Consider the following 12852-nt stretch of genomic DNA (forward strand, 5'->3'; position numbering starts at 1 on the left):
AACTTCGGTGCCTATGGAGCACAGCCGGGCGCGCCGGAGCAAGGCGGGCAAGTGCAGGAATAGCCAACCAACCTACTTCAAACTTGCCCAACGCAGCGCCGGCGTGTCTGGCGAAGCGATCGGGTGATGAACTTTCCGCATGGCCCGCTAATCGAGCACCAGGTCGATCGTCAGCATCACGATGAAGCCGAGCAGCACGCCGAAGGTGGCCTTACCCTCGTGGCCCTCCCGGTGCGACTCGGGGATGATCTCGTGGCTGATCACGAACAGCATCGCGCCGGCGGCAAAAGCGAGCCCCCACGGCAGCAGCATTTCCATCAGCGTAACCGCGCCGGCGCCGATCAGGCCACCCACCGGCTGCACCAGACCGGTGAGCAGCGTGACACCGAATGCGGTCCAGCGGCTGTAGCCGAGTGACAGCAGCGCGATCGCGACCACCAACCCCTCGGGAATGTTCTGCAACCCAATGCCGATCGCGAGCGCGACGCCGTCGCTGAGCTCTTCGCCGCCGAAGCCGACGCCCACGGCCAGCCCCTCCGGCAGGTTGTGCAGCGCGATCGCGAACACGAACAGCCATACACGGCGGATCTTTTGCGGATCGGCCCCGCTCTGCGGGCCGGTCACAAAATGCTCGTGCGGCACCAGCCGGTGCAGCGCGAGCAGGAAACCGCCGCCCAGCGCGATGCCGGTACCGACCACCAGCGCCGCCCACCAGGGGCTGCCAAAATCGGCCTCGGCGATGCCCGCGGCCGGCAGTACCAGCTCGAACGCGGTCGCCGCGAGCATCACCCCGGCGCCGAAGCCCATCAGCGAGTCCTCGACCTCGCGCGACACGCTGCGCATGAAGAAAACCGGGATCGCACCGACCGCGGTGAACATGCCGGCGACGAAGCTTGCGAGGATGCCCAGCTGCAGCGTGCTGAGATCCGCCAACCACACCTGCAACACCGGCCAGATCGCCCCGGTAGCGGCCACGAACACGGCCAGTGCCAGCAGCACTGCCAGCGTGCCGAGGCTCAGCATGCCGGCGCGGGACGGGTGATGGTCGTTCATCTCTGCATCCCCCTGCGCGTTCTGATTCCAGGACACGAGTCTACCGGGTTCCAACTGCGCGGACCGCACCGTACCAGCCGACGACCCGGCATGGAGGTGCCTGCGTGGGTATTCCTTCCACAGCCGCGGGCGGGAACCGTGGCTCCCTCCGCGCTCGCGTGCGCACCAAGGTCAGGCCGCGATCTGGTAGCCCAGCCGGACCCGTCCGCCGACGACGGGCAACTCGCCCGGTTCGAACATCCTCCCGGCCGCGCTGCGCGGGTCACACGGGACGCGGCGCCGTACACAAGAACCCGGGTGCCTTCTTGTCGCGATTCCGGAGAACGTTTCCGCGCACGATCGCCGGCAGCGGGACGACCACGGGCCTTCTCAGAGCGCGGAGAATCCGCTATACAGTGTGCCTTGAACCCCGGGATGCAGGATCCGCGAGTGGAGGCCATCGGCGCCTGCGGGACCGGGTTCAACCCACTCGACTACGGGCAGGGGGCCCGGGACATGCGAACTCAGAGCGACGAGATCCTCGCTTCCACCGCTGGCTACCACTGCGACAACGCGGTGACGCCGCGCCCGCCGGCGAGGGTGGCTCACGAGCGCAGCGTGAACCGCCCGGCGCACCGCCCCGCCGCAGACCATCTTCTGCGCACATGAACACGCAGCGCAGCGCCAGCCGGGTGAAGGATCCGTTCGGGGAACCGCTGGAGCCTCCGGATCCGGAAGCGGTCCAAGTCGCAGTGCAGGCAGCGCTGCGCGAGGATCTGGGCCCGGGGGATCTGGCCGCAAGCCTCGTTCCGGCCGACCAGAAGGCCCGGGGCGAGCTGCACTTGCGCAAACCCGCGGTCGTCTGCGGACAGGCCTGGTTCAATGCCTGCTTCCGCGCGCTGGCGCCCGGGGCTCGCGTCGAGTGGCGGGTGGCCGAAGGCGAGCACGTCGCTGCTCCGGGCGTGGTGGCCGAGGTCAGCGGGCCGGTGCGCGCGATCCTATCCGCGGAACGCAGCGCGCTGAACCTGTTGCAGACGCTCTCCGGAACCGCGACCGAAACCGCCCGCCTGGTGGCGCTGCTGGCCGGCGCCCGCTCTCGGCTGCTGGACACCCGCAAGACCCTGCCCGGCCTGCGGGTCGCACAAAAATACGCGGTGCGCTGTGGCGGCGGCTACAATCATCGCCTCGGGCTCTGGGATGCGGTGCTGATCAAGGAGAACCATATCCTGGCCTGTGGCTCGATCCACATCGCGGTGGAACGTGCACGCACCCTGGGCAAAGGGCGCTGGATTGAGGTCGAGACGGAGAATCTCGACGAGGTCGACCAGGCGCTGGACGCCGGGGCCGACGTAGTGATGCTGGACGATTTCACGCTGGAGGATCTGCGCGAGGCCGTCGGACGTATCCGCGGGCGTGCGGTGTCCGAAGCATCCGGAAACGTGACCGACGACAGCCTTCCGGAGATCGCCGCGACGGGTGTCGACTACATTTCCGTCGGAGGGCTCACCAAGAACCTGCGCGCAATCGACTTCTCCTTGCGTCTCGTCTGACCGGCCAGGCACCCACCCCGCCGCTCGTCGGTATGCGTTCCCCCCTGCCGAACTGTCATGGGGGGCCACCCCGATGATGGAAAAGAAGTAGGGCGGAAGCGGCCGAAGGCCGTCATCCGCCCTACGGGTCACCTGGGACGCGCGCCACGTTCTTTCACGTCAATCCTCGTGGGCCTCCCCTCCCCCAAAGGGCGGGACTGAACGGATACGCTCGTCGTGTGCGCGACGCCCGGGAATCCTCGCGTGCGCGACCCTACCACCACTTCTCGTAGCAAAGCTGCGCCTCGGGGATGCCCCACTCACGCAGCAACTCGGTCATGTCTTCGATGAACTCGCGCGAGCCGCAGTAGTAGTACAGCGCCTCCCGGGGCAGGTTCAGCGACTCCAGCAGCCGGTGGCTGATGCGCCCGGTGTGTCCCAGCCAGTCCTCGGCATCCCGGGTCACCGTCAGGGTCACGCCGATGTTCGGCGCGTGCGACAGGTCGGCGAGCTCCTCCGGAAACAGCACTTCGCGCCGCGACGCGACGCTGTAGACCAGGTGCACCCGCACCTCCGGCACCTCGGCATGGATGAAACGCAGGATACTGATCAGTGGCGTGACGCCGATGCCGGCGCCCAGCAGCACGACCTCACGGCCCATGCCGGGCTCGAAATAGAACGGCCCCTGCCCCGCCGTCACGAACACTTGGTCGCCCAGCCGCGCGCGCGTGTGCAGATGATAGGTGGCCGGATGGTGATCGGCATACTTGACCGCGAGTTGCAGAAGACCGTCGCCACTTGGCGCGGACACGACCGAGTAGCCGCCGACACAGGGCTCTCCCCCCTGCTGCGGGATCGCGAGATCCAGCCATTGCCCAGCACGGGAGTGGAAACGCCGCGGGTCGGTCCGCAGAAGGAAGACCTTGATCAGCGGAGTCACCTGGTCGATCCGCTCGATGCGCGCGGGAATGAAATGCTCGGGCACAGACGCGAAATCCGGCATGGACGTTCCTTGAGACACCATTTTGCGCTGCGTCGTTGCGCTGCGTCTTCAGGGTTGCTGGAAGCGGCTTCGGTTCGCCAGCTTCAGTGGGTGATGGACTCCGAGCGCTTGATCTCGGACCACAGGGCCTCGAGCTGCACCGAACTCAACGAGGCAAAGCGCTGGCCGCGTTCCGTGGCCAGCGTTTCCATCGAGCGGAAGCGGCGCTCGAACTTCCGGTTGCTGCCGCGCAGGGCAGTCTCCGGGTCTACCCCCAGGTGCCGCGCCCAGTTGACCACGGCAAACAACACGTCGCCGACCTCGTCGGCCAGACGCTCGGGCTGCGCGCCCCGACTCTGTTCGGTCTGGACCTCGCGGATCTCCTCGCGGATCTTCTGCAAAACGGCAGCGGGTTCGTCCCAGTCGAAGCCGACCCGGGCCGCGCGCCGCTGCAGCTTCAGCGCACGCGCCAGGGCCGGCATCGCCAGCGGGATGTCATCCAGCGTCGCGTGGGCATCCCGTTCGCGGCGCTCATGGGCCTTGGCCGACTCCCACGCGGCCTCGCGTTCGGCATCGTGGGCAAACTCGGCGTCGCCGAACACGTGCGGATGCCGCCGCACCAGCTTGTCGGCGATGGCCGAGGCGATGTCGTCGAGGTCGAAGCTTCCGGCCTCTTCCCCGAGGCGGGCCTGGAATACCACCTGGAACAGCAGGTCGCCGAGTTCGGCCCGAATCAGGTCGGCCTCGCCGCCCGCGATCGCCTCGGCAAGCTCGTAGGCCTCCTCGAGCGTGTAGGGCACGATCGTTTCCGGCGTCTGCGCACGATCCCACGGGCAACCGCCCTCCGGATCCCGGAGGCGCGCCATGATCGCGCGCAGGCGACGGATCGGATCGGGGTCGTGGATATCCATCGCGTCAGTGTAATCCGCAAAGCCCCGGAGGGGAATTCTTGAGCTGCAGGCTGGGAATAAACCCCTGCCCCGACTGGGGGTTCGCTCCCCTGCAACACCCTCGCGCCCATCGGCACTCCTCATCGGAACGGGGTGGAGCAGGAACGCGGGCCGTACGTTGCGCCGACGCAGGAGGCACAAAACCCGGTACCGCACACCTCCCCGGCGCCGGGAACGACCGCAGCACGGGTTTTTTTCTGGCGGCAGAATCTGTGCGGATTGGCTGCGGGCACCCGGCGGTGCGCCGCGCTTCCCGCATGACCCGCCAGGGGATACTATCGCGGGGCGCGTAGCGGGCCGCCGCGACGACCTGCCGGCTGACAGAACACAGGCTGGATCGACCAACAGGGGGGAAGTCATGATCCAATCGCTCGTGCTGTTCAACGACTGGCTCAACAGCATCGTCTGGGGCCCGCCTTTCATGATCCTGCTGGTGGGGACCGGGCTTTATCTCACCATTCGGCTGGGGTTCTTCCAGTTCACCCACATGCGCTTTGCCTGGCGGCATACCTTCGGCCGCCTGCTTCGACGCACGGTTCACCACGAAGTCGGCGCGATCACCGGCTTTCAGGCGGTCACCTCGGCGATGGCGGCGACCATCGGGGTTGGCAACATCGCCGGCGTCGCGACCGCGATCGCACTCGGCGGTCCTGGCGCGGTGTTCTGGATGTGGATGGTCGCGCTGGTCGGCATGGCGACCAAGCTCGGCGAGGCCACGCTGGGCCTGAAGTACCGGCAGATCGACGCCGACGGCAGGGTCTCCGGCGGCGTGTTCTATTACATCGAATACGGCCTCGGAAAACGCTGGAAATGGCTCGCGCTGCTCTACGCCTTCCTCGCCGGGCTTGCGGCGTTCGGCATCGGCAACATGGTGCAGGCCAACACGATGGCCCACGTGCTGGAAACCGGTGTCGGCATTCCGAACTGGGTCACCGGCCTGGTCGTGATGGCGCTGGTCGGTGTCGTGACGCTGGGCGGGATCAAGCGCATCGCGGTGACCGCCGAGCGCATCGTGCCGACGATGGCGATCATCTACGTGATCGGCGCGATCGGTGTGCTGATCAGCTTCTACGACCAGATCCCGGCCGCGTTCGGCATGATCTTCGCCGGTGCGTTCACCACGACCTCGGCGATCGGCGGCTTCGCCGGCGCGACCGTGGCGATGGCAATCCGCTACGGTTTCGCGCGCGGCATTTTCTCGAACGAGGCCGGCCTTGGCTCCGCGTCGATCGTGCACGCCCAGGCCAGGAGCAAACCCTACAACCAGGGTCTCTGGGGCATGTGGGAAGTCTTCATCGATACGCTGGTCGTCTGCACCCTGACCGCGCTGGTGATCCTCGTCACCGGCGTGATCCAGACCGGTCAGACTGGCGCCGAACTGACCGCCAGCGCATTCAGTACTGGGCTGCCCGGCCTCGGCGGCTGGATCGTGCTGATCTCGATCGTGCTGTTCTCCTACAGCACCATGCTCACCTGGAACTTCTACGGCGAGAAGAGCTGGGAGTATGCCTTCGGTTCGCGCGTGGTGACCCCGTACCGGATCATCTTCATCGGCTTCCTGTTCCTCGGCGCGATCGGCGGGCTGACCACGATCTGGGACGTGGCCGACACGCTGAACGGCCTGATGGCGGTACCCAACCTGCTCGCACTGATCCTGCTCGCCGGCGTGCTGGTGAAAGAAAAGGTCGACTACCTGAAAGAGATCCGCGAACGCGCCGAGCGCGAGAAGAACGGGGAAAACGAGGATCCACCGCCACCGCCCATTTCCTGACCCACAACTGCGGGAGCCGGCTGCCAATGGGTGGCCGGCGACCGGCAGGGGTCCCACCTCGGGTCGGTTGGGAGTACGCTTGGGTGGCACCCGTCGGTCCGCGGAGCCCCGTCGACACCCGGAGTGACACCATGCACGACTCCACACAGCCTGGACCCCCCGGATTCCGGCAGCGCATCTGCGCGTGGTTCGGGGTGCTCCTGCTGTTTCTGTCCGGGGCCGGTCTGAACGCCGGCGTGCTGTACACCGAGCGCGAACTCTGGGCGGTGGGGAATCTCTGGGAACAGACCCACGCCGAATGGCAGGCGGAACTCGCGCGCTACGATGGCCGGGTGGCGGAGATCGAGGCATCGGCGATGCCGCAGCGTCAAAAGGATTTCCTGCTCCGGAAGGAGGCGAGCTACCACCGCGCCGAATCGCAGCGGCTCGCCGGCAAGCGTGACCAGGTGCAGCAGGTTCTGATTCACGAGTCGAATGCCCGAGCCGCCAGAAGTGGCCACGCGACGCGCGAGCAGATCAGGGCGACACTTGGCACTCCCGTGACTGATCCTGGCCACCGGGGAATCCGGGGCGATCTCGATGCCGGCGGCGGCGAGATCACGGCCCGGCACATGCAGGACGTGCTGAAGGAAATGGGCCTGGGCCATCTGCCGGTCCGGGACAGCCCCGGAACGCTCGATATCGGCGGCGAGTTCGAACTCTGCATCCACAAGGGCGGGCTCGCGCCGGCCGCCGGCTCCGAGTACCACCACATCCGCAACAACGTCGATGCCCGCAACCACGAGGTCTACATGTCCGAGCGGATGCGCAATCGCGTCGCGGGGACCAAGCAGGCGGGTACCGATTTCGTCGAGGTGCAAGACCACCTGAAAAAGGCTTCCGACGGCCTGTTCTCGTCCAATGCGGAGCTCGTCCAGCACGCCGACCGCATGCAGATCATGGCCAAGGGCACGAACAAGACGCTGCAGATGGGCGACATCAGCGATCAGGAACTCTCGACCATTCTGCAGCAGCATGGTGTGACCGACACGCCGGAGCAGTTCCGCCGGAGGATGGCCGGAATCAAGGAGCAGCGCGTCGTGATCAGCGACCCTGCCGAGGCGGGTAAGCTGCGCGATGTCAGCCGCGATGTCTTCGCCACCGCGGAGAGCAAGACCTACACTCGCGCGCAGACCGAACTCGACGCGAAACTCGCGGAAGCCAATCGGGTCCGCGAGCAGATCCGCAGGGTCGAGGCGATGAGCGACCGACCGGAAACACGTGCCCGGCGCGACACATTGAAGAGGTCACTGCAGACCCGTGAGCGCCTGATCCGCGAGGAAATCGTCGACTCGCGCAGCAAGATGATGGCGACCGCAAACGCCAACGCGGAAACCCGGGTACGTGCGACGCGGGGCACCGCGCCGGAAACAACGCGAGCACGGCCGGTGGATCCCGGCGCGCGCGTCGCCGGTCCCGAGACTGCGGCCACTGAGCGGCTCTGGACAGGGGCGTCAAGGGCTTATGCCGCGTTCAGTCTGGCGACGGACATCGTCGACGTGGTGAATACAGTGCGGGCCTTCGAGGACTACATGAACGGCGAGGCGCCGCTGAGCCAGGTCGTGCGCAACGCGCTCAACGTGCCACCGCTTTCGCCGATCGGCACGATGCTGGGCACGGGCGAACGAATCGGCACTAGTATGGCTGACTACGTCGGCGCTTCGGCCGAAGTTCGCCGGGCGAATGAAGGAAACCTCGAAGCCTACCTCACTCAGTGGGAAATCCGCTTCCGCCGGGCAGGAATGTCGGCCGCCGAGGCCCGGACCGCAGTCGCAGACGCGGTGCTGGCCGGGGACCTCGACGCACTGGAGACCCGAGCACAGGCATTGCGCCGCGCGGGCCAGGAGATCGAGTCGCCGGTGCTGGTGGTCGAGGAAGGGGTCGGGCCCGACGGCGGCGCCTGGTACATGTGGGAGAACGCCAAGGACATGGGCTACGGCATGGCCCACGGGATTGCCGATGCCACGCACTACCTCGCGGATATTCCGGTGCGCATGGTAACCGCCTGGGATCACACCGACCTGGAGTACGACGATACCGTCGCCGAGACCGAGGCGCAGACACGGCTCTTTCGTGCGCTGCTGAATGCAGGAATCGACCGCGAGCAGGCACTGATCGCGGTGCAGGTCGGCGGCGCGACGCTGCACCGTACCGCCCGGCAGGCACGCGAGAACCTCGAGGCGGCACGCGAGGAGCAGGCGCGCCTTGAAGATGAACAGCGCCGTCTGGAAGAACGGATCGACTCGGTGCTCGCCCGCATCGACATCCTGCGCTGGATGTATCTGAATCTTCGCACGGACCCGATGAGCCCGATCACGCTGCCGCGCGATACGCCGGACGATTTCGTGGTCGAGGTCGTAATCGGGCTATCCGGCGGCTTCAATCAGACCATCAACGGAATCCGTCACGACCTCGGCAACCTCACCGGCCACGAACCCAGCATCGACGTGGCCTACCGCATTTCGCTTCCGGGCGCGGTGGAGGTGGAGCCCGGCGTCTGGCGGGCGCAACTCCCGGCGATTCCGGATTCCTATCCGGTGACGGTGGAAGCTGAAGTCACGCTCGCGGGTTTCGGAGAGGAGTACGCGGGACTGCAACGCACCGTGTACCGGTCGGTCAGCGACGCGGTGCTGGTTCGCACGGCGCAGGAGAGCATTGCGTTCGAACACGACAGCTACGCCTTCCGGGACGGCGATTACGAACGGATCCAGGCCGTTGTGGAGGGCGCCGATCCCGATGTCGCGTATTCCTACTTCTGGAGCTTCGGCGACCAGACCGCGATGACTGAAACGCCGGAGTGGTGGTTCAACGCGGTGCTCGACCAAGCGGACCAAGAGCGGTACGGGGAGATGACCGTCGCACTGGCCCACCTCGCGACCGGCAGTCTGCTCGACCAGGCCCGGGCATCGATGCGCATCGAACCCCGCAGCGGCCCGGTGTTACTCGTAAACAGCCTCGGCGGCACGGTGCGGCAGAGCTACGAGTGCAGCGAGATCGTGTATCACGATTACTCGTCGCCACGCCGGCAGGAGTTTCGTCACGAGGCGCAGGCCTTGCAGGAACAGGGCTATATCGAAGGTCACCAGATTCAGGGCGTGGGGCCACCGGGATACATCAATCTTAGGCATCGCTACTACTGCATGCCCGACGGCCGGTTCGTGCGCTACGGCCATCGCGGCGGAGTGGACCGGGATGCGGCGATCCGGGATGTCCTGGCGCGGCACGGCATGGATGACGATCCGGATGCTTTCCGCGAGCGAATCCGGACCCTGCAGATCGGGGCACCAAAGGTCGACGATGAGGCGGAACTGGAACGCCTCCTCAGTGTGCAGCGCGCGTTGATGGATGCCCTGACCTATGTGTTCGAGAACGGTGCATACCGTGCCGGCACGAAGCACGGCGTCTGGGAACAATGGGATTTCTCGGATGGACAGCCGTGGATCCGGCGAAGAACCCCTTGGGTGAACGGCGAGCAGCACGGTCTCGAAACCCTCTACATTCGCGGCTGGACCTGGGGTCACATTGAATGGGCCAATGACAAGAGGCACGGCCCTGCCCGTTACTACTCCAAACGGATTCCCGGGGGCATTGCTGAGTCGAGAACCTATGTCGATGACAAAGCGCACGGTGGTTTCCGCTGGGAGGAGCAACGTATGCGCCGGGCAGGAACAGAAGTCGCCGAAACCACGGGCTGGATCAAGATGGATGAGGACAAGGGGGTGATGGAATACTACGATGCCGATTTCATCCTTGAGCGCCGCGTGGACATGAGATGAAGGCGCCGCAGGTCAGAACACCTGTTTCCATCTGGGTGGCGGGTGTCGGCGCGACCCTGGTCGTGCTCTCCGCCTTGGCCGGCGCCTGCCATGCGTCCGAGACTTCAGCGGTGTCCCCTGGATTCGGATTGCCGGAAGCCCGTCAGTCGAACGGTCCCGACCGCGTGACCGCATCTGCCGCTGCCGATTCTGCGCCGCGGTCTGCCACGGCTCTTGCACCGGGGCTCGACGATCACCGGCAGGTCATGGACCTGGGGGTTGCTCATCGGCTCTGGGTACTGATCCCCGAGGCGGGGCGGCTCGAACTGATGGATGCGCAGATGCGGCCGCTTGCGGGCGAGCGTTCGGGACGCCCCGTCCTCAATCACGCGTTCCATCCGGCCGCAGGCGCTTTCGAGCAGGTCTTCGTCCTGCGCTTCGAGGGCGAGGAGGGAACGGCCGGGACTCAGCGCATCGTTCGCGCGCGTCCGGACCGCGATTCCCACTGGATACTTCGCCGGAACACGGAAGAGCACGACGGCTGGCTGCTGCTCGAGGTCGAGCCGGAAGAATTCGAGCGCACCGCGATGGCGCTGGCCGCTATCCGGGATCTGCCCGCATGGGGCACAGTGGACGATCTCGACGAGGAATTGGCGGCACTGCTCGAACTGGAGACAGATCACGCGCTCGCTCCCGAGATGCCTCCATTTGCCGACGAGCACGCCCTGAGGCTACGCCGGGAAGGGATGGAGCGGCTGGGCCGCGGCGACTACGCGGGTGCACTGGAGCGGCTGGAGGAGAGTCTGCAGATCTTGCCCGATACCGAGGTGGCGGATCGGGCGGCACGCCTTCGCAGCTACCTGCGGCTGCAGAGCCCATGACAACGCCCGAGGTGGCTCGCATGGGAAGCGTTTCCTGTGTGATTTTTCGCATCCCGGCCAAGGGTCCCAAGAAGGACTATGTCCACCCCGACGCTCCTGGGCTGGCCCGGTGAAGGGGTGTCGGCGACCGCCGTGGGCTGCACCGCGCGCTGGAGGTTCCGGAGGGGCGATGCCGGTAGTGAAGCGAACGGGGCAACCGATGCAGCGGTGGCGGGTGTCCGCGGGCGCGTTGCTGGCGCTGGCGGGTCCCTGGTTTCTTGGTGGGTGCCTGATGCAGGCGATCTACGGCAATCCGCCGGATCGGGTCGTAATGGAACCCAAGGTCCATGCCCTGGCGGGATTGAACACGCCGTTCGACGAGTTCAACGCGGTGGCGATCCCGCCGCCACTGAAGTTGGACACCCTGCTCGTGTTCGCCAGCAATGCCGCTACGCAGGGGCGCAGGTTCGAGATCGAAACCGCGCGGCTGCAACTGGTCCAGGCCCCCTATTCCCAACGCGCGGATGGCAAGGCCCCGGCACCGCGGATCCGCGCCGAACGTACCGGGCGCTTCGCGGGCATCCCCGCCTCCGGGGGGAATCAACTCGGACCCACCCCTCTCAGCGATACCCGCGTTTCCGGAAGGATCTACGATCAGCCGTTCCCGCCGCACATGACCATGAGTCTGGATCTGGAACGCGAGCCGCTGCCCTGGTCCGGCCGCGGCCAGCTCCCGGACGGCGCCGTATGGATGTTCGATTCGGATCATGCCGGGCGGCGCAACCTGTATTTCGTCGACCCTCAGGGCCGGAAACAAGCGTTCTTCGGCAACCGCGCCGACGCCGACGACGCCTACGCCAGTTACGACTTCGAACGGCATGTACTTTATTTCAGCTCCAACCGCTCGGGACGTTACCGGATCTACCGCTACGTGAATTCCGACGGCAACACCCGATTCGCCCGCTGGCTGGGCGACCCGGCGCGCGCCGCGGCGATCGAACCGGTGCCAGCACTGAATGCCGAGGGCAACACGCTGGCGCCGTTCGTGCAGGGGGGATCTGCTCCTGTTCGCATCGGATCGCTTGGGCGGCTTCGGTGGCTACGACCTGTATCTGGCTCGTCATGGGCCGCAGGGCTGGGAACGGCCGGCAAACCTTCAGGAATTCATGCCGGCAGACGTTCCCGTGAACACCGCCGCGAACGAGTTCCGCCCGTCGCTGCTGACCCTGGGCCTGCGCCATGCGGCCGATCTCAAGGTCTTGCTGTTCTCGTCCGACCGGCCCGGCGGCCAGGGTGGCTACGACCTCTACCTGACCGCGCTCCCGGAAGCGCGATGACACGCATCCACCCCCGCCCCGCGTACGTCTCCACACGTGGGCTTGTCTTTCTGGAACCGAGGACCGAATCATGCTCATCGCGATTCTTTTTCTTGTCTCCATCGTGCTCGGCTGGCTGGGCCGGTGGCGGTGGCTTTGGCTGCCCTGGTTGATCGGGACGCTGGTCGTCGCTTTCGAAGAAGCCATGCTGCGCCCCGGTAGTGCCGGCATCTACGACCTGATCGTGGCCCCGCTGATCCTGGCATTGATCGTGCTCATTCTGTTTTCGATCGGATTCCTGCTCGGCTTTGCTGCCCATCGCCTGGTACGCAGACGCTGGCCCCGACCGAAAACGCGCTTCGTATTCGACCCTTCCAGCACGGGCAACCAGTTGATCGGCACCGGACTGTTGATCATCGCGTCGTATTTCGCCTGGCTGTTCCTGATCATCAGCGTGCCACGACCCGATGCCTGGTGGTGGCTTCCATGGTCCGAGTTCCAGTATCTGGGGTATCCATTCTTTTTCGTCGGAGGCGCGCTTATCGCCTGGGGGATCCGGCGATCGCTGGTCGATGAGGATCGTGAGACGGCCGGCGACTGAGTCGTGTTTCCACTACC

Annotated in this window: 9 protein-coding genes; 6 read left to right on the plus strand and 3 right to left on the minus strand. The window is 66.2% G+C overall.

The genetic code is table 11. The features are described from left to right. Positions 1-147: 147 nt before the first annotated feature. Positions 148-1053, minus strand: coding sequence for a ZIP family metal transporter (locus TVNIR_RS11010; RefSeq protein WP_043739637.1), 906 nt, complete (start codon positions 1051-1053; stop codon positions 148-150). Between the two features lie 644 nt (positions 1054-1697). Here TVNIR_RS11010 and nadC point away from each other — a divergent pair. Then, the gene (gene nadC / locus TVNIR_RS11020) at positions 1698-2582 is read left to right on the plus strand and encodes a carboxylating nicotinate-nucleotide diphosphorylase (RefSeq protein WP_015259102.1); all 885 of its coding nucleotides are present in this window, start codon (positions 1698-1700) and stop codon (positions 2580-2582) included. Positions 2583-2835: 253 nt separating this feature from the next. Here the strand turns inward: nadC and TVNIR_RS11025 are convergent, their stop codons facing one another. Further along, on the minus strand, positions 2836-3564 hold the full coding sequence (locus tag TVNIR_RS11025) for a ferredoxin--NADP reductase (RefSeq protein ID WP_043739638.1): 729 nt from the start codon (positions 3562-3564) through the stop codon (positions 2836-2838). Between the two features lie 83 nt (positions 3565-3647). Then, positions 3648-4454, minus strand: coding sequence for a nucleoside triphosphate pyrophosphohydrolase (mazG, locus tag TVNIR_RS11030; RefSeq protein ID WP_015259104.1), 807 nt, complete (start codon positions 4452-4454; stop codon positions 3648-3650). Between the two features lie 397 nt (positions 4455-4851). On the opposite strand from mazG, the gene TVNIR_RS11035 reads away from it, so the two are divergent. The 5 genes from TVNIR_RS11035 (at position 4852) to TVNIR_RS11055 (ending at position 12835) form a co-directional block, all read left to right on the plus strand. After that, a complete protein-coding gene (locus tag TVNIR_RS11035; RefSeq protein WP_043739640.1) occupies positions 4852-6264 on the plus strand; it encodes an alanine/glycine:cation symporter family protein in 1413 nt (470 codons plus the stop codon). A 131-nt stretch (positions 6265-6395) separates the two neighbouring features. Beyond that, positions 6396-10079, plus strand: a complete 3684-nt coding sequence (locus TVNIR_RS11040; protein WP_015259107.1) for a hypothetical protein — start codon at positions 6396-6398, stop codon at positions 10077-10079. 245 nt (positions 10080-10324) lie between these two features. Then, the gene (locus TVNIR_RS11045) at positions 10325-10939 is read left to right on the plus strand and encodes a hypothetical protein (RefSeq protein ID WP_015259108.1); all 615 of its coding nucleotides are present in this window, start codon (positions 10325-10327) and stop codon (positions 10937-10939) included. A 271-nt stretch (positions 10940-11210) separates the two neighbouring features. Further along, on the plus strand, positions 11211-12407 hold the full coding sequence (locus TVNIR_RS20215; RefSeq protein WP_157092263.1) for a TolB-like translocation protein: 1197 nt from the start codon (positions 11211-11213) through the stop codon (positions 12405-12407). Beyond that, a complete protein-coding gene (locus tag TVNIR_RS11055; protein ID WP_043739646.1) occupies positions 12326-12835 on the plus strand; it encodes a hypothetical protein in 510 nt (169 codons plus the stop codon). The genes TVNIR_RS20215 and TVNIR_RS11055 overlap by 82 nt, the downstream gene beginning before the upstream one ends. Positions 12836-12852: the final 17 nt, after the last annotated feature.

It is taken from the genome of Thioalkalivibrio nitratireducens DSM 14787 (assembly GCF_000321415.2).
GTDB lineage: Bacteria > Pseudomonadota > Gammaproteobacteria > Ectothiorhodospirales > Ectothiorhodospiraceae > Thioalkalivibrio > Thioalkalivibrio nitratireducens.